Below are 21,722 nucleotides of genomic sequence, written 5' to 3'. Positions count from 1 at the left end.
CAAAGGATCGTTCAATGGACAGGCAAACCGAAATCACGTTGATAAAAGAGATTATTGGGCTCGCAGAACAGAAGTCGGCTTTCCTTGACGACGCGATCACCCATTCCCCGATTTCACGGTATTCCAGCCCGGAACGGTTCGAGCGTGAGCGGGCCATGATCTTTCATCGTCGCCCGGTCATTGTCGCACAAAGCTCAGAGCTGGAAGGATCCCGCGCATTCCTGACCAAGCGGTTTTTGGACTTACCCGTATTGTTGACACGCGATGAAAACGGCGATGTCCGCGCCTTTCTGAACGTCTGCCGCCACCGTGGCGCAACGTTGGAAAGAGAGGCCAAAGGCTGCAAACGTATCTTTACGTGCCCTTACCATGCCTGGAGTTGGACCAACGAAGGTGAACTTCGTGCCGTACCACAAGAATTTCAGGGCTTTCCCGATCTGCCACGCGCGAAACGGGGCCTTCGCCGATTGCCTTGCACCGAGGCGCACGGTTTCATCTGGATGATTGCGAACCCCGATATCGTCGAGATGCCGGGTATTGACAGCTGGCTTGCCGGTATCAATGGCGATTTGGATTGGATCGGGCTGGATCAACACCGCATCGCCGCGATCGAAGAGATTGACATCAAGGCAAATTGGAAACTGTTGATGGAAGGCGGGATGGAGGCCTATCACTTTCGGGTTGCACATAAAAACACTATTGGCCCCTATTTCCCCGACAACCTGCTGACCTATCAAATGTTCGGCCCTCACATGCGCGCAATTCTGCCTCGAATTTCAATGCCGGACCTTCGCAATACGCCCGAGGAGAAATGGGAAATCCGGCGCGACGCCAATATGGTTTTTACACTGATGACAAACACGCAGCTTCTTGTGCAGCAGGATCATGTCATGTGGTTCCATTTCGAGCCTGTTACCCATGAACTGACCCATGTTCGTATGGCAACTCTGGTTCCGAGATCGTTTCCAGAGACAGAGGAGATGCAAGCGCATTGGGACAAGAACCAGAAAATCACCGTGACCGCCCTAAAGGAGGATTTTGAGTTGGGCGAGGAAATCCAGTCCGGCTTTGCCTCTCGCGGCAATCCAAGCCACCTGTTTGGGCGTTTCGAAGGAGCGTTGAACCGGTTTAACCTGTACGTCGAAGAAATGATTGCGAACTGAAACGCCGTTCAAGCGGAGGATTTCCGGGCTGGTTTTGACGCAACTGAACAACCACCAACCCGGGTCCGATTGAGCTACTCTGCCTAAATGTTCTTGTCGGAGGTCAAAACAAAACAGTGCAAAGACGAAAGGCCAAGATGGCGACCATCTTCCAAGCTTGGCTTCCTTCAACCGTTGACCCTAGTTCGGGCTCTGCTCGCGCTGCGCTCTTTCGCACGGGCACATGATTGCTGACAACTTGAACGCGCAGCAAATAACCTAACATCCACCAAGGAATTTACAGAAGGTTGGGCAGGAACAACACGAGCCCCTCGGAATAAGTCAGCAACAACAGCACCGCCAAAAGCGCGAGCAGAAGTGGGATCACTTCCCGGACAAAATCCACGACTTTGACCTTTAGGATCGAGCATACCGTAAACATCATTGATCCAAATGGCGGCGTTACGCCACCTATCATAATGTTCACAATCACGATGACGCCAAAATGAACGGGATTAACGCCCAAATTGAGCACGGCCGGTAAAAGGAGGGGAGTCAGAATAATCATCGCGGCGCCGCCTTCGATGAACATGCCTACGACCAGCAGCAACGCGTTGATGAGCAGCAAGAGCATCAGCTTGCTGTCAGTCAATTCGATGAGCGCAGACGCAATATTGTGCGGGATCCGCTCCAGCGTCATGTAGTAGCCAAACAGCAATGCGCCAATGATAATGAACATCACGGTGCTGGTGCCCTGAACGGTCTCTCTCAGAATTGGCGCGAAGTCCCTTATCTTCAGCTCTTTATAGACAAAGAACCCAATCAAGGTGCAAAGAAGCACCGCGACAGCGCCGGCTTCGGTCGGGGTGAAGAGCCCAAACCGCATTCCCAATATGACGCCGAATGGGATGAGAAGCGCCGGTATGGCCTTTCCAAAGTACCGAAGGCGCTCGCTGGCCGGGGCCGGTTCGGACCGCGAAGGCTTGTAGCCGCGGCGGTTGGCAATCACGGCTATGGTTCCCATCAGCGCCAATGCCATCAACAGCGCCGGGACGTAGCCGGCAATGAACATGCTGTGCACAGATACGTTCGCCAGCAATGCAAAAATAATTAGATTGATGCCCGGGGGGATCACGGGACTGATGCAGGACGAAGCAGCGGTGACTGCCGCGGTAAAAGGCAGATCATAACCACGTTTTGTCATTTCAGGCGCCAGGATTTTCGATTGCATGGCCGCATCGGCATTCGCAGAGCCGGAGATACCGCCCATCATGGTGCTCAGAATGACATTGACCTGCGCCAGCCCGCCGGTCTTGTGCCCGATGAGCGAATCCGCAAATCCCAGCAGACTGCGGCTGATTCCGGAAAAATTCATTACGGAGCCGACCATAATGAAAAAAGGAATAGCCAATAACGGGAAGGATTCCGCGGACGTGATAAACCGCTGCATGACCAACGCAATCGGCAAAGAGTTATTGATGAAAAGGAAATATACCATTGCCGCTGCAATCAACGAAAACGCAATGGGGATGTTCATCAGGAAGAAGACGAACAACAAGATCATAGGAATGTAGTCTTCCATGCTCCAGCAACCCTTCTATGCTTCTCTGAGTTCCTTCAGCTCGTCCAGGATCAAACGGATGGTGTGAAGCGCCATCAGTCCGAAGGACAAAACCAAAACAATGTTGACCCAGAAATAGGGCATCCCCATCACGGGCGTGGTCTTATTGGAGAGCATGGTGTATTGAAAGCTCAGGTAACACAGAAGGCAATTCAGCCCGAGTAAAAACAAATAAATCAGTATATTAAACGGAACGAGCGCACGTTCTGGCAAGATCGCAAGGATTGCGTCGACGCCCATATGCAATTTGTTTTTATAGCACGAACTAATGCCCAGATAGACTGCCCAGATGAAACAGATAACCGAAAGTTCCTGCCCCCAGGGCAGCGTAAATCCAAATCCGTAACGCAATACGACGTTAATGATCACCAAAACAACGGTGATGCTGATAGCGATCGAAGCGAGTATCTCTTCAAGGTTCTTTACGACCGTAATCAAAGCTATTCTGCCTGTTTTTGGGGTGAAGCAGCCCGGCGCACATTCGGCCCGGGCTGCGTCAATTGATCCTCAGTTACCGCGGATCTTCTCTAACTCGGCGCCAATGACAGCGCGAATGTCCTCGCTCCACGCAGGGAATTCATTATAGACGCTTGCCGTCAGTTCACTGAAGGCGGCAGTATCGGCTTCGACAAAGGTGACACCCTGCTCTTCGAGCAGCGCCCGATACTCCTCATCAAGCTTGATCAGGTTTGCCGTGTTTGACTCCGCGCCAGCAGCAAATTCCTCTTCCACTATCGCTTGTTGTTCTGGGGTAAGCTTGTCCCAGACGGAAGGGGAGATGTAGATTCCAACAGTCCCCAGAAAGTGCTTCGTCATGGTCATGACGTTGGCCACTTCGTAGATCTTGGTTGAGTACATTGTGAGGATCGACCCTTCGAGCCCCTCGACAACCCCTTGCTGCACACCGGAATATGTTTCCGTGAACGGTATGGCCTGCGGAGAGGCGCCCATTGCGTCGAGGGTGCTGATGAAAATCTGGCTGCCGGGCACCCGGATCTTCATTCCCTCCAAATCTGCAGGCGTTTCGATGGGTTTATTGGTGATCATGTGCCGAAAGCCGAACATGTAATCGGCGTTAATGATCTTGATACCTTTCTCTTCGGCCTGCGCCGTCAAGTCAGCGACGAGGTCGGTATCCATCATTGCCAGGTATTCGTCATAGCTGTCGTAAAGCATCGGCCCGGCGAGCGCGCCAAAATCCGGCACATAGTCACCCACATATGTCAGATCCTCAACAGCGATCCAATCGGCACCATTGACGACCTGTTCGAGATTGTCCTTGTATGTCGGTAGTTGGCCGCCGGGGAAAACCTGGATGTCGACATCGCCGTTTGTGCGCTCTCGAATTTTGTCGGTCACCTTAATCAGTTCTTGAGTCAGCAACTCAGATTCCTGGAAAATCAAACTCATGTTGATTTGAATTTCGTCGGCTGCGACGGCCTGCGCGGTCAGCAAAGCACCAAAGGCCGCTGCGGTAAGTTGTTTGATCATCTCAGTTTCCTCTCCGTGTTTGGCTTGCACGAGGGCAAGAAATTATTCTTTTTCGTAACTAAGTAAGACGCTTACAGGGCTGGCACCGGCGCATGTTGTTGTTGCGGTATGTTCGTTTTGGCACCAATCGTTTTTTGGCAACCCCATAAGGGCTGCCCAACGGCCCCAATTGCCGCGCAATGTTTGCGCAAATCTCCTCCCTAGGGCATTTTCATTCGGTTTCGTCCAGCTTTGCAAGAAATTATCTCGCGCCCGACAGAGTGCGAATACACAGGTTAAAAAGCAAAGCTGGTTCATCCCCGCCACTGAACTGCAGATCAGAGTTGTTGGGCAATCCAGGTATCGCTGCTCAACAGCGCCCACTATTCAGCGTTGAATTTCGACCTGTGCAGAAACGGAAGTGTAGAACTCAATTCGGTACTTGATCAGACACAATTATGGCCGCCCTGTTTATCCTTTGGTTCGGGTCCTTCGCCGTTGTTGGGGCACTTTGACCAAGCACGGCGGGCGCTTTCGGATAGAGGAACCAGAGGACTGACCGCGCGATGTGCTTCACTCCGACCGGGAGCGGCGCTAGTCTGTGAGCCGTGCAACGCGGAAAGGAGCCGCCTATGTCCCTCTTTTCAAAACTCTTTGGTGGCGGTGAAAAGTCTGCACCGGAGCCGGTTTCGTACAAAGGGTTCGAGATCTTCCCCGACCTGATGGCCGAGGGTCGCAAATTCCGCCTGTTGGCCCGTATCGAAAAGACCATAGACGGAGATCGCAAGACCTATTCCGTAATCCGGGCGGATGTCTTTGACAGCCGGGAACAGGCCGAGAGCTTTAGCATCGCCAAGGCGAAACAGGTGATTGACGAGCAGGGCGAACGTATTTTCGACTAAGGAACGTCTGCGGATTTCACCGGTTAAAACAGGTACTGCGAACTGATCAGTGTTCAACGGATCCCGCTGTCGGCATTGATCTAAGTTAAAGCGATGGCGGGTGACGGCTCTACCCTGAAGTCAAAGGAGTCGTAATTTGCCAGAGCACGGTCATACCCCGAGTGAGATCGCGGAAAGAATTGGCTCCCCGCCAGGGCGTGGTGTGCTGCGCGACGCGGTTTATGGCGCAATTGACGGTGCTGTAACAACATTTGCCATTGTAGCGGGCGTTGCAGGCGCCGGGTTATCTCCATTTATTGTAGTGGCTTTGGGAATAGCCAACGTGTTGGCCGATGGGTTTTCGATGGCGGCGGCCAACTACTCAGGCACCAAGGCAGAACGGGACAATGTGCGTCGCATCAGAATGATCGAAGAACGCCACATCCAGGATTATCCAGAAGGTGAGCGCCTTGAAGTCAAAGAAATCTTCGCGAAGATGGGATTATCTGATCAAGCCTTGGACCAGGCAACGGAAGCTGTAACTCAAGATCGCGAAACCTGGATCGCTTTGATGATGCAGGGTGAATACGGGTTGGGAGGCGTTGATCCTCACCCGACAAAATCAGCTGCCACGACTTTCCTGTCGTTTTTGTGCGCAGGCGTAGTCCCTCTTGCCCCGTTTATTCTGGGGCTGGAAAAGGCATTTCTCACCTCAGCAGTCATGACTGCGGCCACATTTTTTGTGATCGGAGCGCTAAAGAGCTTTTGGTCCATCATTCCTTGGTGGCGATCCGCAGTTGAGACCCTGCTGATCGGAGGCATTGCTGCCGGGATCGCCTACTTTGTCGGGACTTTGTTTGAGGCGCGGAGTACCGCTGTTTGATCGCAATGGCTGTCTATGCTGCCGCCGAAGTTTGTCTTGCAAGCCGCGTAAAGCTATCGTGGGTTGATGTGGGAATGTTTGACTGAAGGTAATTCCATGGCACCAGTGAGGCACAGTGCACTGCTGACAGTTGGTTTATTGGTGGGCATCCCCGCGCATCATGCTGAAGCAGGCGACATTGAAATGGGTCGCAGCATAGCGGAAGAATACTGTGTTCAATGCCATAGCATTGGAGCCGATGGGAAACTCAAAATGGACCCGCCAAGCTTCGCGGCAATTGCGAAATTTAGGTCGCAACAACAGATAAAACAGCTGATAGAAAGCCCACGACATCAGGACATGCCCCGCTACTCGGACTACATGATCAGCGGCAATATCGATGATATGGTTGAATATATCGTATCTTTGGAAAACTGACTTAGATTGACTTGGGCCATGGATACACGGTCGAGGGCGCCTTCTCAGCGCAGAACACGTCGTGCCGGTTTCCTCGGACAGTTGCGGTCAGCCCTGACCTCCGCAGTTACTAAGATCAGGATACAAGCCAATATGTGACGGTCGCAGCGAGGGCGATGACTGAAACCAAAACCCTCGGGCATCTGCCCTGGCGGGTAGCCGTGCGTCGCCAATCCTAGAGCCTGCCAAACATGATTTCGACCCGGTTGCGTCGCTGATATCGGCGCTTGCCGTGTTTAACAGTTTTCTTGCGTTGCTATCAGTCAGTGAGACAGGCACCTGTTCTTTCGTGTATCAGCGTGTTCTGCTGATGAGCGTTCAAAAGACTGCAGTCTGAATTTGAATATTCCGGGCCTTCTGCGGGCTGCGTGATGACCGCTGCACAAGGCGGGCTGAGTATGGGGCAACGTCTCACCAGCTTATGACGTCGTCGGTCCATGAAACCCCAGGAGAAGCCGAGCGCTACACCAAGAAAGCGGACAGGAAACGCATGCTTAAAGTGGATGCTTCGGGAGCGAAACAAATTCAGGTCGCGAATTCTTGAGCAAAATTGGAAGCTAAGAAATTGATTTAGAGGGAATTTTACCAAGTGGCGGACCGAGGAGGATTCGAACCCCCGACCCCTTGATTCGTAGTCAAGTACTCTATCCAGCTGAGCTATCGGTCCGCGTTGGTGAGGCGCTGTTTAGACCCACCTCCGGGAACGTGCAAGGCGATTCTTCAAAAATCTTTCAAATAGTCCCGTCACCGCGAGGCAGCCTGATTTCGAAGGTCGTGCCCTCGGGTCCTGTTTCTTTCAGAACAAGATCACCGCCATGACCGCGCACCAGTTCCTGTGAAATAGCCAGACCAAGACCAGATCCGCCCTTGCGCACGCCGCCCTGAAACGGGGTGAACAAATTCTCCTGGGCTTTCGGTGGCAGGCCCGGTCCCGTGTCGCTGATTTCGATGCACCAGCTGTCCTCGCAATCCGAGCCCGAAATCGTGACACGCCCGGCTTTTCCGGAGGCCACCAAGGCCTGCCGCGCGTTTCGCACAAGGTTCAGGACAACTCGGAACATCTGCTCGGGATCGGCGCGCACAACCAGGTCCTCGGGCACGTTGTTCAGGATTTCGACACAGGCATCCGCAACGGCCAATTGCTCGCTGGATGCGACGTCGGCGGCAATTTCCCGCAGGCGCACCATCGTCAATGTGGGCGCGGGTTCTTCCGCACGCCCGAAGGCCAGAGTGCTTTCGCACAAAGAAACCGCGCGGGTGATCGAATTCACCAGTTTGGGCGCCATGCGCCGGACCAAAGGATCGTCGCTGGCCTCGATCCGGTCGGTGAACAATTGCGCCGACGTCAGAATGTTCCGCAGGTCGTGACTGACCTTTGCAACCGCACCACCAAGCTGGGCCAGTCGTTCACGTTGTTTGAGGGCTTGCGTCAGATCCGTTTGCAGGGTTTGCAAAGCCTCCTCCGCCTCACGCAGTTCCGTCACTTTGGAGTTGGGCGAAATGATCCCCCGCGCATCTTCAGGGGCACTGGCATACCGCTGCATGTACCCGACCACGCCCTTGATTGGACGTACCAGCACAACGCGGACGGCAAGAAACAAAAGCGAAGCTGTGATTATGGATATGACAAAGGACAGGCCAAGAATACGCAAGCCATAATCTGTCATCGCCATACGCAGTGGCGCACTGTCGATGGTGACCTCGATCAGCGACCCGGCACCTTTGACCGGCTCACCGATCACTCGGATGACTTCGTTTTCTACGGTGAAAAAGCGGATCATGGCGTCGCGGATCAGCACCCATGGTCCGGCATCGCGCAAATCGTAGGTCTTCACGATCTGATCCGGTATGGGCGAGGACAGCATCAATTGCCTGACCTCGTCACGTCGCAGGACAACGTTGTAGACACCCGCGTTGGCCAACAATTCGGCCTCCAGGTCTTCGGCCAGCATATCGTCTGCCAGCAACGCCAGCGAGGCAATCTGGGCCCGCTCAAGCCGGTTAAGCAGGAAGTCTTCGCGAAAGCGCGCGATTGAAGGCACAAAAATCAAAATCTCGGCCAACATCACGAAGACCGTAGTCAGGATCAAAAAACGGCCTGACAGCGAGTTCAATCTGCTCTCCCTTCTTGGTCAGGGAATCCAGCGCTGGACCAACCTGACCACGTTCTTAACCGTCTGATTCTCAAACAGCCTTGGCGAGAAATAGGCACCCGCAACGCGTTTGTTAAGCTCTCCGATCGTCGGGTAAGGCGAAACCATCGCGGCGATCTGACCCATCTTTAGGTTATTGGCCAGCGCCAGCGACCACAAGTTGATCAATTCGCCCGCCTGATGCCCGACGATTGTGGCACCAACAGGACGACCTTTGACGACCATAACCTTGATGAAGCCCTTGGTCTTTCGCTCGGCCACCGCGCGATCATTGTGATGGTAATCGAAACGCGCGACCTCCAGTCTGTCGCCGTATTCTGCGCGCGCCTGTGTTTCGGTCATTCCAACCTGCGCCAGCTCCGGGGCCGTATACGTCGCCCACGGAATGTGCGCCGTCTTTGCTTTGGACGGCAGGCCGAACAAGGCCGAACGGATGATGATACCGGCATGGTATCCCGCAACGTGGGTGAACTGCATTCCGCCGGCAACGTCGCCAATCGCATAAACCTTGCGGTTCGTTGTTCTTAAAGCGTCATCCACCCTGATCCCATTTCGCATTTGTTCGATGCCGGCAGCCTCAAGATTCAGTTGATCGACATTGGCCTTGCGCCCTACGGCCAGCAGCAAGTGCGAGCCTTTGTGGATCTCGCCATTCTCGGTCACGACCTCAACAGCGCCTTCCGAGCCTCGTATTTGGGCGACCAGCGACTGCTCATGGATCGCGACACCTTCGTTGCGCAACGTTTCCACAACGACCGCCGCCGCTTCGGGGTCATCTTTGCCGAGCGCCTGCATGCCCTCGATAACAGTCACCTTGCTGCCCAACCGGGCATGTGCTTGTGCCATTTCCATACCAATCGGACCGCCGCCAATGATCAACAGGTGATCGGGCTTGTCGCGCAGGTCAAAAACGGTTTCGTTCGTGTAGTACGGCACCTGATCTAGACCGGGAATTGGCGGCACAAGCGGCGACGAACCGGTTGCAATGACGATACGCCGCGCGGTGATCGTATAGTGGCCAGCCTGCACCTGCGTCGCCGAGACAAAGGATCCGAATTCCCGGATCACTTTGACACCAAAGCCCTCAAACCTTTCTTGGCTGTCCATGGGCTCGATTTGCGCGATAACGTCCCGCACGTGATCCTTGGCCGCAGCGAAATCAACCTGCGGAACAGTGTCCCCGATGCCAAACGCGGACGAATGTGCGTGTGCATAGGCTGCCTTGCCGCTTGCTATAAGAGCCTTGGACGGGACGCAGCCAAAATTCAGACAATCGCCGCCCATCTTGTGCCCTTCCAGCAGAACAACATCGGCGCCCATTTGGCTGGCACCGGCAGCAACGGACAACCCGCCCGACCCGGCCCCGATTACCAGGATATCGGTCTTCAGCTCTGTCATGGGTCAGGCGTCCTTTTTGCCTCGGATGGACTTGATGGCGATCGGCAGGGCCGCAAGCAGGCACAAACCTAAGATGGGGCCGATCACGAAGGGTTCCCACAGCAGCGAAACATCCGGCGTTTCGCCTCGGTCGAAGACCTCGCCCAGACCGACGCCGATCCAGGTATAGACAATGCCGCCGGGGATGATGCCCAAGGCAGTTGTCAGCAGGAAGTTGCGGAACTTGACGCCCACTAGGGCCGGAACCAGATTGGCCACGAAGAACGGCACCACGGGAACAAGCCGCAGCAGGAACAGGACCGAGATCTCGTTCTCGCGCAGTCCTTCTTTCAACTTTTTCACGGTACCTTCTGACGCTTCCAGTTTGGCGCTCAGCGACGCGCCCAATCCCCAACGGGCGGCCAGAAAGATAGCTGACGCTCCGATCGTCGCCGCAACAACGTTAAATGCCGTCCCTGCCAACAAACCGAACAGAAATCCGCCGGTCATTGATGCAACCGCCGCGCCGGGCAAGGAAAAGGCAACGATCACGATATAGACGGACACAAATACCGCCACCATCGCCCAGTAATGGGTGTCGCGCCAGTTCAGCAGCGCTTCGCGGTTGTCACGCAGCGTTTCGAAGGTCAGATAGTCCCCCAAGGTGAAAAACCCCACCAATGCGACGGAGAGAATAACGAGCAATGGGATATGCCGCGCAAACCCGCTGCGCGGGGTCTGGGTGGTGTCGCTCATTTGGCTGTTCGCTTTTAGCTGCTTCATGCTGACCCTAACATGCGCTGCTTCCGTCTTTGACAACAGAGGGCTCACGCGGCCTTGAACTTTGTGGCCCGGAATGTGAGGGATTTGTGTCTCAAACCGGATTTCTGAAACCTTTCGGCCCAGCGGGTTACAGAATTGTTGCAAAAGGCGCGAAAACCCCCACCTTGGGGTTTGACTTACCCACCTCGACCCAGTAGAGGACGGGCTTCGAACACTACGGGCAGGCGAATCCGCGCCGTACCCGACCGCCAAAGAATGGAGACGGAGCGATGAAACGCACCTATCAGCCTTCGAACCTGGTTCGCAAACGCCGCCACGGTTTCCGCGCGCGCATGGCCACCAAGGCCGGCCGCAAGATCCTGAACGCTCGCCGCGCCCGCGGTCGCAAGTCGCTGAGCGCGTAAACCGCCCACCGACAAGGTTCTGACGAACATGACGCCGCCGGAGGCCCCTGAGGATGGTAAACGCCAACCCCGGGAAACGCCCCCGGCGGCGTCCGTTTGTGCGCCTGTATCCCTGACGGTGTTGACGAAGCGGTCGGACTTTCTAAAGGCGGCGCGCGCCCGAAGACAGGGAACATCGTCGATGATGGTGCAGGCGCGCAAACGTGCAAAGGGCGAGGCTGACGGGATTCGTGTCGGTTTTACCTGCTCCAAAAAAGTGGGGAACGCTGTCGCCCGAAACCGCGCAAAGCGCAGGCTGCGCGAGGCTGCGCGGGCCATTTTACCGGTTAAGGGCCAAAACGGCTGGGACTATGTCCTGATCGGCCGTGCGCAGGTGACAGCTGATCGCGCTTTCTTGGATTTGCTGGACGATCTAAGCTATGCATTGCGCAAGCTTCACGGAGATCGGACATGACTTTGTTCGCGCATATTCTGGCCCTGCCCGTGCGTGCCTATCGTCTGATCTTCAGTCCTTGGGTGGGGTTCAATTGCCGGTATCAACCAACCTGTTCCGCTTATGCGCTGGAAGCGCTGGAAAAGCACGGTGCAATAAAAGGCGCATGGCTTGCGGCAAAACGCATTGGGCGGTGCCATCCATGGGGCGGGGACGGTTATGATCCGGTGCCCAAGAAGTGTTGTAAAGACTGAGCGCACTCTTGCCCGGTGGTCTCATCTGCTGTAGGGCCGGCGCATGTTTGACGACGCAGACGATATCCACCCGCTGTTCGCCGGCGCCCCCTCGACCACCGAGTTCAAAAAGCTGCGCAAACGCATTGTGCGGCAGACCCGTGAGGCGATCGAGCAATACGGGATGGTTGATCCGTCCGCGCACAGCAAAGACGGCAAACCACCGCGCTGGCTGGTCTGTCTGTCTGGTGGCAAGGACTCTTATACGCTCCTTGCCGTGCTTTACGAGCTGAAATGGCGCGGCCTGTTGCCTGTCGATTTGTTGGCGTGCAATCTGGATCAGGGCCAGCCAGGATTCCCCGCGACCGTCCTTCCCGCCTTTCTCGAACAGATGCAGGTTCCTCATCGGATCGAGTTTCAGGACACCTATTCCATTGTCGTCGACAAGGTTCCGCAGGGCCGTACCTATTGTGCGCTCTGCTCACGCTTGCGGCGTGGCAATCTGTATCGGATCGCCCGCGAAGAGAGATGTACCGCCGTGGTACTGGGCCATCACCGCGACGATATCCTCGAGACATTCTTTATGAATTTGTTCCACGGGGGCCGCTTGGCCACAATGCCCCCAAAGCTGGTCAACGAAGAGGGCGATCTGTTCGTCTTCCGACCGCTGGCACATGTGGCAGAGGCTGATTGCGAGAAGTTCGCGAAAGCGATGAATTACCCGATCATCCCCTGTGATCTGTGCGGCAGTCAGGACGGTTTGCAGCGCCAGCAAGTCAAACAGATTCTGGATCAATGGGAAAAGAACACGCCCGGACGCCGGCAGGTTATGTTCAGGGCGTTGACCAATGCCCGGCCATCCCATCTTTTGGACCCGAAACTGTTCGACTTTGCGAACCTTTCATTAAGTCCCAGCAAAATAGACGAAAATTCGGGGGAAATACCCGATTTGCGTTAACGTCTGACTCAGATTGGTTGCCTACGGTCGATCCATACGATCCCTGCCTAAGTTGAAGGCCGTAGAACCGATGCGGACAAAACTCACCGTCGAACGATTTATCGAAGCGCTGCGCTTGGGGCTGACAGGCCCACCGGCGCTGGCTTTTGTTCCGGCCGCCTGTTTGTCTGCCTTTTGGCTGGGCGGTGAAGTGGCGCTGATGGGAACCGCACTTGGCCTGCCGCTGATTTATGCCGTACTGGGCAAGTCCCACAATCAGGTCCTGACAGCCAAAGCAGCAGGGTCACGACCCAGTGGTTCGGTCCCGCCCGATACATTCATGGACGAGATGCAGGCCATCCGGTTTCAAGCCGAAAAAACTGGTCAGAACGCCGCCTGTGTTGCCTTTTCGATTGATGACTATGCGGACATTCTGGGTCTGCATGGACCAGCAGCGGCAAGCCATGTTGCGGTCCAGTTCAGTGACCGCGTGTTGTCGACAATTCGCACTCAGGATTTGTTCTCACAAGTCAGCCAAAACCGATTTCTGATTGGCCTTACCCCTTCGGCCCAACTTGATCTGGAAGCCTGCGTGCAAATGTCGGGACGCGTTCAGACCACGCTTGAAGAACCGTTTTTATTGAACGGGGCCAGCGTTTACCTGTCCTGTTCGATCGGTTTTTGCCTGCTGTCTGGTCTGCCGGATGGCAGCGCAGAGGACTGGACAGATGCCGCCGCCGCCGCGCTGTCCGAGGCGCAGCGTAACGGGCCATCAACGATCCGCGCCTACTCTTCCGAAACGCGGCGACGCACATTGGTTCGCGCAAATCTGCGGCGGGACTTTGTTGCCGCTTTGGAATCCAGCGAGATCCGCCCGTGGTTTCAACCTCAGATTTCCACCGATACCGGCGACATTACTGGGTTCGAGGCGCTGGCCCGTTGGGAACACCCCACAAAGGGGATAATGGGTCCGCAGGTATTCCTGCCATTCGCGGAGCAAGCCGATTTGATGGAGCGTTTCGGACAGGTCATTCGACACCACGCTTTCGCGGCGATGCATGAATGGGACTCAGCCGGTGCCATCATCCCACGCATAGGGGTGAACTTCTCGTCGGACGAGCTACGCAATCCCGGCCTGATTGATCGCCTCAAGTGGGAATTGGATCAATTCGATCTGACACCTGATCGACTGGCGGTCGAGGTGCTGGAAACCGTGTTTTCAAAGCGACCGGATGACGTTATCACCCGGAACGTGACCGGGCTTGCGGCCCTTGGTTGCTGTATCGATTTGGACGACTTTGGTACGGGCCACGCATCAATCGCGTCGATCAAGCGTTTCGATGTGTCGCGCATCAAAATCGACCGTGCCTTTGTGACCAAATCAGATCGGGATCCAAGCCAGCAACAGCTTGTCAGTGCCATCCTGACAATGGCGGAGCGTCTGAACCTCGAAACACTCGCCGAGGGCGTTGAGACAGCGGGCGAACACGCGCTGATGGCTCAACTGGGTGCCGACCATGTTCAAGGGTTCGGCGTGGGCAAACCAATGCCTTTTGAAAAGACTTTGGACTGGATTGCCGCGCATCGCGTGAAACTCAAGGGTGCGCCAAAAATCGGGCGCAAAACGGGATAGAAAACGCAGACCCACGCGCGGGAACTCAATGTCACTTGCGATTTTAAGGCGATTCCACTTGACCTTTGGGGCTGCACTCTGTTGAACCCACCGGGTGTCTTTCACTGCGCAAGGTGGCTGTCCCCGATGGACGATCAGAATAAGAACCTCATCCTCGCAACCGCACTCAGCTTTCTGGTGATCCTCGTGTGGTTCGTGCTGTTCCCTCCGCCGGAACAGACAACGACCCCGGACTCCACCGAAATCAGCACCACTGCGGAAACCGAGGTTCAAACACCCAGCGCCGCAGGCACGACAACGGTGGATGAAACAACGGCTGCTGCTGCGGAAGCACAGCCCGAGGCGCAGGCCCCACGCGTGCAGATTGACACTCCGCGCCTGTCCGGCAGCCTGTCCCTGTCGGGTGGTCGAATTGATGAGCTTTTCCTGAAAGACTACAAGGTTTCACTGGCTGAAGACGCGCCAATCGTCGAGCTTCTGTCACCCGTGGGGTCCGAGTCTGCCTACTACGCGCTTTATGGCTGGGCCCCCGGCGCGGGTCTGAGCGGCACAGACGTTCCGGGACCCAACACGCTGTGGAGCGTGGAACAGGGTGAAACGCTGGGCGTGGACAGCCCGATCACGCTGGTTTGGGACAACGGAAATGGTTTGACGTTCCGCCGCACAGTTTCCGTCGACGAAAACTACATGTTCTCGGTCACTCAATCCGTGGAAAACGCGTCCAACGCCTCTGTTGCGATGGCTCCCTATGGCATCCTGGCACGCCACGGTATCGGTGAAGATGGCGACATTCCCGAGTTGAAGAACTTCTTCATCTTGCACGAGGGCCTGATCAGCATGGCTGATGGCACTCTGAACGAGGTCGACTATGGCGACATCCAAGACGGTGTCGAAAGCCTGGAAGGCATAAATGAAGGTTGGATCGGTTTTACCGATCATTACTGGATGACGACCTTGATCCCGGAACAAGGCACGGAATTCACTGCATCAGCCGGGTTCAACACCCAAAACAAAGTCTATCAGGCGGATATCAAAACCCCCACGCTGACGGTCGCTGCCGGGGAAAGCGCGCAGGTTACCACGCGTCTTTTTGCTGGCGCAAAAGAGTGGGACGCCATTCGGGAATACCAGGCTGAGGGCGTGCAAAAGTTCATCGACAGCATCGATTGGGGCTGGTTCTTTTTCCTGACCAAGCCGATTTTCTGGCTGCTCCACAACATCAATGTCCTGATCGGCAATATGGGCTGGTCCATTATTGGTCTGACGCTGATCATCAAGGCAATCCTGTTCCCGCTGGCGTTCAAGTCGTATGTCTCGATGGCCAAGATGAAGGAACTTCAGCCCCAGATGGAGGCCCTGAAAGAGGCCGCGGGTGATGACCGCCAGAAAATGCAACAGGGCATGATGGAGCTGTACAAGAAGGAAAAGGTAAACCCAGCCGCGGGCTGTCTGCCAATCCTGATGCAGATCCCGATCTTCTTTTCGCTGTACAAGGTGATCTTTGTCACCATCGAACTGCGCCAGGCCCCGTGGTTTGGCCCGTTCCAGGACCTCAGTGCGCCTGACCCGACCTCGATCATGAATCTGTTTGGCCTGCTGCCCTGGGCCGGTCCCCAACCGGACACATTCATGGCGCTGATCTTCCTTGGAATCCTGCCGATCCTGTTGGGCATCTCGATGTGGCTGCAACAGAAGCTGAACCCAGCACCAACCGATCCGACGCAAGCGATGATCTTTGCCTGGATGCCGTGGGTATTCATGTTCATGCTCGGCAGCTTTGCCAGCGGGCTGGTTGTCTACTGGATTGCCAACAACACGATCACGTTCACGCAGCAATACCTGATCATGCGCAGCCAGGGTTACAAACCCGACGTTTTTGGCAACATCAAATCAAGTTTCAAGCGAACGCCAAAGACGGATGACAAATGAGTGGCTCGGTCTCCAGCCTGTGGCGACATCCGATCAAAGCGCATGGGCGCGAGCCGCTGAATGACGTAACCATGACCCCCGGGCAGACCATGCCCGGGGATCGCGTTTGGGCCATCGCGCATGAAGCGTCGAAAGCAGACGGTTCGGAATGGGCGCCTTGCGCCAATTTCAGCCGCGCTGCGAAAGCTCCGGAATTGATGGCGATTTCCGCCAGTATGACAGGCGATACGGTCACGCTAAGTCATCCGGATCGACCCGACCTGACATTCCGGCCGGATACCGAACAAAAGGTTTTTCTGGACTGGGTCAAACCGCTGATGCCAAGCGATCGGGCCGCGTCTGCCCGAATCGTGCGCGTTCCAGGCCGCGGTATGACAGACAGCGATTTCCCGTCGATCAGCCTGTGCAACATGGCGTCCCATCGTGCCGTCGCTCAAAGACTGGGCCTGGATATTTCCATCCACCGCTGGCGGGGAAATATCTGGATCGACGGGCCGCCACTATGGGAAGAGTTTGACTGGGTTGGTCGCGAAATCCAGATCGGCGAATGCATACTGAGCGTGCGGGAAAATATCACCCGCTGCCTCGCCACGACCGCCAACCCGGAAACCGGTAAGCGGGATGCCGATACGCTGGGCGCGCTGGACAGTTGGAATCATCAGAATTTCGGCGTCTGCGCCGTGGTGTTGCAGGGCGGAAAGATAGAAGTCGGCGACAAGGTCCAACTGGTATGACGACTCTTCCTTTCCCTTTGGCCGAAGACCCCGACGCGATCAGCCTCGAAACCGGGCGTAAATTGTTTGCCGGACAATCCGAGTTTGTCAAAGGCGTCGTGGCGATGAATGGGCTGCCCGACCCCGATCGGCTCGAGGTCTGCTTTGCGGGCCGTTCAAATGTTGGCAAGTCCAGCCTGATCAACGCGCTTACCGGGACAAAGGGATTGGCGCGAGCATCCAATACACCCGGTCGCACGCAGGAAATAAACTATTTCACTCAAGGACTTGATCTTTATTTGGTCGATCTTCCGGGCTATGGTTACGCCAACGCGCCGGTCAAGGTGGTGGAGAAGTGGCAAAAACTGCTAAAGCAATATCTCAGCGGTCGACAGACGCTGCGTCGGGCATTTGTCCTGATCGACTCGCGCCATGGGGTGAAGCCCGTGGACGATGAGATCATGAAGCTGCTGGACACTAGTGCCGTGACGTTTCAATGCGTTCTGACCAAGGCCGACAAAGTCAAAGCGAAAGACCGCGAACAGGTATTGGATCAGGTGCGCGGGGCTCTGTCGAAACACCCGGCAGCCTTCCCCGAGATCGTGCTGACCTCGTCCGAAAAGGGTGATGGCATTCCGACATTGCGATCAATTATCGCGCGTTTGGAATGACCCGGGCGCGCTGTTTCTTCTCGGTTCTGACCGTGCTGGCCGTGTTGGTAACAGGGTCTATCCCGCAGGGTTGGATGCCTGCGATGGGCAATGACGGCAAGGTTCTGCTTGTCCTGTGTTCCGGCGCAGGCGCCGTCGAAGAATGGGTCGATCTGGATGGTGAAGACCCGGTTCATGACGACACAGACGAACGGGTCTTGTGTCCCTTCGCAGGGTTAACAGCCGATCTGGGTGTGCCCGCAGTTGGTGACATCATTCCCTTTGTCACGCCGATTAAACCCCGATGGTCGCAAAGCGACTTTACGCATCGAAGCGCGGGCTTCTACCCGCACTACGACGCACGCGGCCCCCCAGTATTCTCCTGATTCTCGACGACACAGCTTGAACTCGCGCAGGTGCTGCGCGGGGCAATTCTCGAATCCGGAGATTTATCATGGCATTGGATAGCCAAACCGTGGGGGAAACCCCGGCGCAAAACACTGCTGCGCAAAAGTTTTACTTCGCCGCCTGGCGGTGGCACTTCTATGCAGGGATATTTGTCATTCCCTTCCTGATCATCCTGGCAGCTACCGGGTTGACGATGATGTTTATTACTCAGTTCGAAGGTCGCGACGGCGAGAAGATCGCGGTCGAAGTTCAAGGCACCACCCTGCCTGTTTCACAACAGGCCAATGTCGCGCTTGCCGAGGTGCCCGGCGCGGTCGTGGAATGGATCGGGCCCAAGGCCCCGGATCTGGCCACGGTCTTTCGTATCAAAACCGACGACGGACAACGCCTTGTGGCCGTTGACCCCTATGCAGGTGAAGTATTGGACGTCTGGAACCGTCGCGAGGGTTGGTATGAACTGGCTGACAACATGCATTCGACCCTGTTGATCGGTACCACGGGTGACCGCATCCTTGAGATCGCCGCAGGGCTAAGCCTGCTGCTTGTCTTTACGGGTCTTTACATGTGGTGGCCAAGAGGCAATGCAATGGCGGCGCTTGTCCCAAACCTTCGCGCACGCGGGCGGTTCTTGTGGAAATCACTGCATGCGGTTGTCGGGTTTTGGATGTCGCTTCTGTTGGTTGTCTTCATGATCTCGGGCCTGTCCTGGGCGGGTGTTTGGGGCGGTATGCTGGTCCAGCCCTGGAGCAGTTTTCCAGCTGAGAAATGGGACAATGTGCCCCTTTCGGACGAAACCCACGCCAGTATGAATGATGGCCACCAGAACGATGTTCCCTGGGCGCTGGAACAAACGCCGATGCCCGCTTCGGGATCCGAGGCCGGCATTGTCGGAATCCCGGACGGTACGGAAGTGGATATTGATGCACTTGTGGCGTTGGGCACTCAACTGGATATGACGGGCCGGTTCCGAGTCGCATACCCAAGCGGTGCCACCGGTGTCTGGACCTTGAACAGGGATAGCATGAGCAGCGACTCCACCGACCCGGTGAATGACCGCACCGTCCACGTCGACCAGTACACCGGCAACATTCTTGCGGATGTCCGGTACGCGGATTACTCGCTGATGGGTAAGTCCATGGCAGTCGGTATTCCGCTGCATATGGGGCTGATGGGCACATGGAATTTCATTCTGAATGTGCTGTTTTGCCTGGCGGTCATCTTTGTATGCGTATCCGGTGTAGTGATGTGGCTGAAACGCCGCCCTTATGGCGCCGGTCGTCTGGCTGCACCGCCAATGCCTTCTGAACTGCCATTGTGGAAAGGTGCAGTTCTGATCGGCCTGTTTACCGCAATGGCCTTTCCGCTGGTCGGTCTGACACTATTGGCCGTGCTGGCGTTTGACTTGCTGCTGGTCAGCAATATCCCGGCGGTGAAACGCGCCATGAGCTGATATGGCCCGGCCGCACCGGCGCGTTCGGTGCGGCCAATTTCGACGTTCCGGGCTTGGCAGCCCTTGCCAAAATCCCTAACACGGGATTTCAAAGGGACTTTTGCCATGAAGACACGAGATATGAACCGGGATTGGATCGCCACCGCCGCCACCTTGAACAGCGCGCTGCCTTACTTGCAACGCTATGACGGCGCGATTGTTGTCATCAAACTGGGCGGGCACGCAATGGGCAGCGACGAAGCCATGGAAAGCTTCGCCCGCGACGTCGTCCTAATGCGACAAGTCGGGATCAATCCGGTGATCGTGCATGGCGGCGGACCGATGATCAACGCGATGCTGGACAAGTTGAGCATTCAGTCCGAGTTCGTGAACGGAAAACGGGTGACCGATCAGGCAACTGTCGAAGTGGTTGAGATGGTCCTGTCCGGCCTTGTGAACAAACGCATCGTACAGGCGATCAATTCGCAAGGTGGCTCGGCGGTTGGTCTTTCGGGCAAGGATGCAAACCTCATGATCTGCGATCAGGCCGATCCATCGCTGGGTTTTGTGGGTTCTCCGTCCGACATGGACCCTAAAATCTTGCACGACTTGTTTTCGCACGATGTGATCCCCGTTATCGCGCCGCTGGGTGCGGGCAAGAACGGCGAGACATTCAATGTCAACGGCGATACGGCCGCCGGCGCGATTGCGTCAGCACTTAAGGCGGACCGGCTGCTCTTACTTACAGATGTCTCGGGCGTGAAAAACGCAGGCGGCGATGTTGTGACCGAGCTTAAGGCCGGTCAGATCCGTGAAATGACAATGGACGGGACTATTGCCGGCGGAATGATCCCCAAAACCGAAACCGCATTGGACGCACTGCACAGCGGGGTGCGCGCGGTTGTTATTCTGGACGGGCGCGCACCGAACGCCGTACTATTGGAACTGTTCACCGAGCACGGCGCCGGTTCGTTGATCCGCCCCGATTGAGGACACAGAGAGGAGAGATGCCCGATTTCGCCCAACCCTCTTCTCTTGGTTCATACAACGGGGTTCTACGCGCTGCGGAACAGGTTGGTCTGATCGTTATGGGTGCGTTGCATCCACGCCTGGCAGACGCCAAGCAACTGGATCGGGGAACGCTGATCCTGCTCGGCGCAGGTGCGTCTTTCTGGCCAACGCTGAAATCCTCGCCCGAATGGCATGGGGCCGATCCGGTGGATCGTTGGTCCGAGCGTGTGATCGGGGACTTGGCCCGCGATATGACCGCAGTCGCCTATTTCCCGTTTGGTGGCCCACCTTACACACCTTTCATCGACTGGGCGCTCAAATCGGGGCGTACCTTCAGCAGCCCGGTAGGGGCGCTGGTGCATGACACGGTCGGTATGATGATCTCATTTCGCGGCGCGCTGCACTTTGAGGATGAGTTTGCCATCCCCGAGGCGGATGGGGTGTCACCTTGCTTGACGTGCGCCGCCCCATGCGCCCAAACCTGTCCGGTCGGCGCATTGAACAGCCACGACTTTTACAACGTCGATGCATGTCACGGCCACTTGTCCACGAAAGAAGGTCAGACCTGCATGACTGGCGGTTGTCTGGCCCGGTTGTCTTGCCCGCTCAGTGCAGGCGCAGGGCGTGATCCCGAGCAATCGGCCCACCACATGAAAGCATTTCATCCGTCATGACGCGCACTCTGATCCTGACCCGTCACGCAAAATCCAGTTGGAATGACCTGCGTCTCGCTGATCATGACCGCCCACTGAACAAACGTGGTCGCAGGTCCGCGCGATTGGTCGCTGAATGGCTGCGCAAAAACGACTGGTTGCCGGATGAAGTCCTGAGTTCGACGTCCGCACGCACCCGCGAGACATGGGATCGGATGGCGTTGGAGGCCGAAAAGGTGTGCTTTCATCGCGCCCTCTACCATGCGGACGCAGAAGATATACTGAACGAACTGTCGGGCGCTTCGGGGCTTAGGGTATTGATGCTGGGCCACAACCCCGGAACAGCGATATTCGCCGAACAAATAGTTCGGCAAGCCCCAAACCACGCGCGGTTTCATGACTACCCCACATGTGCAACGACCGTGATCCGGTTCGATATCGACACATGGGCGCAGATCCGATGGAGCAGCGGCACGGTTCTTGGGTTCGCAATCCCACGCGAGCTGGAAGAATAGAAAAAGGC

At 56.1% G+C, this 21,722-nt stretch carries 23 protein-coding genes, 1 tRNA gene and 1 pseudogene; 17 read left to right on the top strand and 8 right to left on the bottom strand.

What is annotated here, in order from left to right; translation table 11 throughout:
* Positions 1-14: 14 nt before the first annotated feature.
* Positions 15-1,163 (top strand): aromatic ring-hydroxylating oxygenase subunit alpha, encoded by a 1,149-nt coding sequence (locus tag RA28_RS02680; RefSeq protein WP_039523509.1) that lies wholly within the window; start codon positions 15-17, stop codon positions 1,161-1,163.
* 277 nt (positions 1,164-1,440) lie between these two features.
* Here RA28_RS02680 and RA28_RS02675 read toward each other — a convergent pair whose 3' ends face one another.
* The 3 genes from RA28_RS02675 to RA28_RS02665 all read right to left on the bottom strand — a co-directional run bounded on the left by RA28_RS02675 (position 1,441) and on the right by RA28_RS02665 (position 4,254).
* A complete protein-coding gene (locus RA28_RS02675; RefSeq protein ID WP_039523506.1) occupies positions 1,441-2,724 on the bottom strand; it encodes a TRAP transporter large permease in 1,284 nt (427 codons plus the stop codon).
* Between the two features lie 15 nt (positions 2,725-2,739).
* Entirely contained in the window at positions 2,740-3,201 is a 462-nt protein-coding gene (locus RA28_RS02670) for a TRAP transporter small permease (protein WP_206539609.1), read from the bottom strand.
* A 69-nt stretch (positions 3,202-3,270) separates the two neighbouring features.
* Entirely contained in the window at positions 3,271-4,254 is a 984-nt protein-coding gene (locus RA28_RS02665) for a C4-dicarboxylate TRAP transporter substrate-binding protein (protein WP_039523503.1), read from the bottom strand.
* Positions 4,255-4,865: 611 nt separating this feature from the next.
* Between RA28_RS02665 and RA28_RS02660 the strand changes: the two genes are divergently transcribed.
* The 3 genes from RA28_RS02660 (at position 4,866) to RA28_RS02650 (ending at position 6,414) form a co-directional block, all read left to right on the top strand.
* The gene (locus RA28_RS02660) at positions 4,866-5,135 is read left to right on the top strand and encodes an HlyU family transcriptional regulator (protein ID WP_039523500.1); all 270 of its coding nucleotides are present in this window, start codon (positions 4,866-4,868) and stop codon (positions 5,133-5,135) included.
* 136 nt (positions 5,136-5,271) lie between these two features.
* A complete protein-coding gene (locus RA28_RS02655) occupies positions 5,272-5,997 on the top strand; it encodes a VIT1/CCC1 transporter family protein (RefSeq protein ID WP_039523498.1) in 726 nt (241 codons plus the stop codon).
* A 96-nt stretch (positions 5,998-6,093) separates the two neighbouring features.
* Positions 6,094-6,414 carry a c-type cytochrome gene (locus RA28_RS02650; RefSeq protein ID WP_039523496.1) on the top strand — a complete coding sequence of 107 codons (321 nt, stop codon included), beginning with the start codon at positions 6,094-6,096 and terminating at the stop codon, positions 6,412-6,414.
* A gap of 115 nt (positions 6,415-6,529) precedes the next feature.
* On the opposite strand, the pseudogene RA28_RS22390 reads toward RA28_RS02650, so the two are convergent.
* The 5 genes and pseudogenes from RA28_RS22390 to RA28_RS02630 all read right to left on the bottom strand — a co-directional run.
* A pseudogene (locus tag RA28_RS22390) lies at positions 6,530-6,706 on the bottom strand (IS5/IS1182 family transposase); the annotation flags it as partial.
* Positions 6,707-7,043: 337 nt separating this feature from the next.
* Positions 7,044-7,120: transfer RNA gene (locus RA28_RS02645), tRNA-Arg, on the bottom strand.
* Between the two features lie 64 nt (positions 7,121-7,184).
* Complete coding sequence (locus RA28_RS02640) at positions 7,185-8,567, bottom strand: ATP-binding protein (RefSeq protein WP_039523492.1); 1,383 nt, start codon at positions 8,565-8,567, stop codon at positions 7,185-7,187.
* Positions 8,568-8,585: 18 nt separating this feature from the next.
* A complete protein-coding gene (locus tag RA28_RS02635; protein ID WP_039523488.1) occupies positions 8,586-10,004 on the bottom strand; it encodes a dihydrolipoyl dehydrogenase family protein in 1,419 nt (472 codons plus the stop codon).
* A 3-nt stretch (positions 10,005-10,007) separates the two neighbouring features.
* Positions 10,008-10,739: a TVP38/TMEM64 family protein gene (locus RA28_RS02630; RefSeq protein ID WP_039525570.1), complete on the bottom strand. Its 732-nt coding sequence runs from the start codon at positions 10,737-10,739 to the stop codon at positions 10,008-10,010.
* 296 nt (positions 10,740-11,035) lie between these two features.
* On the opposite strand from RA28_RS02630, the gene rpmH reads away from it, so the two are divergent.
* The 13 genes from rpmH to RA28_RS02565 all read left to right on the top strand — a co-directional run bounded on the left by rpmH (position 11,036) and on the right by RA28_RS02565 (position 21,714).
* Positions 11,036-11,170, top strand: a complete 135-nt coding sequence (gene rpmH / locus RA28_RS02625) for a 50S ribosomal protein L34 (RefSeq protein WP_005980833.1) — start codon at positions 11,036-11,038, stop codon at positions 11,168-11,170.
* A 28-nt stretch (positions 11,171-11,198) separates the two neighbouring features.
* Positions 11,199-11,624 (top strand): ribonuclease P protein component, encoded by a 426-nt coding sequence (rnpA, locus tag RA28_RS02620; protein ID WP_039523479.1) that lies wholly within the window; start codon positions 11,199-11,201, stop codon positions 11,622-11,624.
* A complete protein-coding gene (gene yidD / locus RA28_RS02615; RefSeq protein WP_039523474.1) occupies positions 11,621-11,857 on the top strand; it encodes a membrane protein insertion efficiency factor YidD in 237 nt (78 codons plus the stop codon). The genes rnpA and yidD overlap by 4 nt, the downstream gene beginning before the upstream one ends.
* Before the next feature lie 43 nt (positions 11,858-11,900).
* Positions 11,901-12,794, top strand: a complete 894-nt coding sequence (ttcA, locus tag RA28_RS02610) for a tRNA 2-thiocytidine(32) synthetase TtcA (protein WP_039523470.1) — start codon at positions 11,901-11,903, stop codon at positions 12,792-12,794.
* Between the two features lie 70 nt (positions 12,795-12,864).
* Positions 12,865-14,406 carry a bifunctional diguanylate cyclase/phosphodiesterase gene (locus RA28_RS02605; protein WP_039523467.1) on the top strand — a complete coding sequence of 514 codons (1,542 nt, stop codon included), beginning with the start codon at positions 12,865-12,867 and terminating at the stop codon, positions 14,404-14,406.
* Positions 14,407-14,532: 126 nt separating this feature from the next.
* A complete protein-coding gene (gene yidC / locus RA28_RS02600; RefSeq protein WP_039523464.1) occupies positions 14,533-16,335 on the top strand; it encodes a membrane protein insertase YidC in 1,803 nt (600 codons plus the stop codon).
* Positions 16,332-17,069 carry an MOSC domain-containing protein gene (locus tag RA28_RS02595; RefSeq protein ID WP_039523462.1) on the top strand — a complete coding sequence of 246 codons (738 nt, stop codon included), beginning with the start codon at positions 16,332-16,334 and terminating at the stop codon, positions 17,067-17,069. The genes yidC and RA28_RS02595 overlap by 4 nt, the downstream gene beginning before the upstream one ends.
* Positions 17,066-17,719: a ribosome biogenesis GTP-binding protein YihA/YsxC gene (gene yihA, locus RA28_RS02590; protein ID WP_039523460.1), complete on the top strand. Its 654-nt coding sequence runs from the start codon at positions 17,066-17,068 to the stop codon at positions 17,717-17,719. Before RA28_RS02595 ends, yihA begins: the two co-directional genes overlap by 4 nt.
* Complete coding sequence (locus tag RA28_RS02585; RefSeq protein WP_039523457.1) at positions 17,716-18,084, top strand: hypothetical protein; 369 nt, start codon at positions 17,716-17,718, stop codon at positions 18,082-18,084. The genes yihA and RA28_RS02585 overlap by 4 nt, the downstream gene beginning before the upstream one ends.
* A 68-nt stretch (positions 18,085-18,152) precedes the next feature.
* Complete coding sequence (locus tag RA28_RS02580; RefSeq protein WP_039523453.1) at positions 18,153-19,556, top strand: PepSY-associated TM helix domain-containing protein; 1,404 nt, start codon at positions 18,153-18,155, stop codon at positions 19,554-19,556.
* A gap of 105 nt (positions 19,557-19,661) precedes the next feature.
* Positions 19,662-20,525: an acetylglutamate kinase gene (gene argB, locus RA28_RS02575; protein ID WP_039523450.1), complete on the top strand. Its 864-nt coding sequence runs from the start codon at positions 19,662-19,664 to the stop codon at positions 20,523-20,525.
* A 17-nt stretch (positions 20,526-20,542) separates the two neighbouring features.
* Positions 20,543-21,220 (top strand): ferredoxin, encoded by a 678-nt coding sequence (locus RA28_RS02570; protein WP_039523447.1) that lies wholly within the window; start codon positions 20,543-20,545, stop codon positions 21,218-21,220.
* Complete coding sequence (locus RA28_RS02565) at positions 21,217-21,714, top strand: SixA phosphatase family protein (protein ID WP_039523444.1); 498 nt, start codon at positions 21,217-21,219, stop codon at positions 21,712-21,714. The genes RA28_RS02570 and RA28_RS02565 overlap by 4 nt, the downstream gene beginning before the upstream one ends.
* Positions 21,715-21,722: the final 8 nt, after the last annotated feature.

It is taken from the genome of Ruegeria sp. ANG-S4 (assembly GCF_000814005.1).
Classification (GTDB): domain Bacteria; phylum Pseudomonadota; class Alphaproteobacteria; order Rhodobacterales; family Rhodobacteraceae; genus Ruegeria.
Note: the sequence above shows the minus strand (reverse complement) of the source record. Positions and strands in the feature narration are given on the sequence as shown.

Coding starts and splice junctions, on each gene's coding strand:
- RA28_RS02580 (WP_039523453.1), top strand. CDS start 18,153: ATGGCATTGGATAGCCAAACCGTGGGGGAAACCCCGGCGCAAAACACT.
- RA28_RS02630 (WP_039525570.1), bottom strand. CDS start 10,739: ATGAGCGACACCACCCAGACCCCGCGCAGCGGGTTTGCGCGGCATATC.
- argB (WP_039523450.1), top strand. CDS start 19,662: ATGAAGACACGAGATATGAACCGGGATTGGATCGCCACCGCCGCCACC.
- rpmH (WP_005980833.1), top strand. CDS start 11,036: ATGAAACGCACCTATCAGCCTTCGAACCTGGTTCGCAAACGCCGCCAC.
- rnpA (WP_039523479.1), top strand. CDS start 11,199: ATGACGCCGCCGGAGGCCCCTGAGGATGGTAAACGCCAACCCCGGGAA.
- RA28_RS02605 (WP_039523467.1), top strand. CDS start 12,865: ATGCGGACAAAACTCACCGTCGAACGATTTATCGAAGCGCTGCGCTTG.
- yidD (WP_039523474.1), top strand. CDS start 11,621: ATGACTTTGTTCGCGCATATTCTGGCCCTGCCCGTGCGTGCCTATCGT.
- RA28_RS02675 (WP_039523506.1), bottom strand. CDS start 2,724: ATGGAAGACTACATTCCTATGATCTTGTTGTTCGTCTTCTTCCTGATG.
- RA28_RS02665 (WP_039523503.1), bottom strand. CDS start 4,254: ATGATCAAACAACTTACCGCAGCGGCCTTTGGTGCTTTGCTGACCGCG.
- RA28_RS02650 (WP_039523496.1), top strand. CDS start 6,094: ATGGCACCAGTGAGGCACAGTGCACTGCTGACAGTTGGTTTATTGGTG.
- RA28_RS02585 (WP_039523457.1), top strand. CDS start 17,716: ATGACCCGGGCGCGCTGTTTCTTCTCGGTTCTGACCGTGCTGGCCGTG.
- RA28_RS02680 (WP_039523509.1), top strand. CDS start 15: ATGGACAGGCAAACCGAAATCACGTTGATAAAAGAGATTATTGGGCTC.
- RA28_RS02565 (WP_039523444.1), top strand. CDS start 21,217: ATGACGCGCACTCTGATCCTGACCCGTCACGCAAAATCCAGTTGGAAT.
- ttcA (WP_039523470.1), top strand. CDS start 11,901: ATGTTTGACGACGCAGACGATATCCACCCGCTGTTCGCCGGCGCCCCC.
- RA28_RS02635 (WP_039523488.1), bottom strand. CDS start 10,004: ATGACAGAGCTGAAGACCGATATCCTGGTAATCGGGGCCGGGTCGGGC.
- RA28_RS02570 (WP_039523447.1), top strand. CDS start 20,543: ATGCCCGATTTCGCCCAACCCTCTTCTCTTGGTTCATACAACGGGGTT.
- RA28_RS02660 (WP_039523500.1), top strand. CDS start 4,866: ATGTCCCTCTTTTCAAAACTCTTTGGTGGCGGTGAAAAGTCTGCACCG.
- RA28_RS02595 (WP_039523462.1), top strand. CDS start 16,332: ATGAGTGGCTCGGTCTCCAGCCTGTGGCGACATCCGATCAAAGCGCAT.
- yihA (WP_039523460.1), top strand. CDS start 17,066: ATGACGACTCTTCCTTTCCCTTTGGCCGAAGACCCCGACGCGATCAGC.
- yidC (WP_039523464.1), top strand. CDS start 14,533: ATGGACGATCAGAATAAGAACCTCATCCTCGCAACCGCACTCAGCTTT.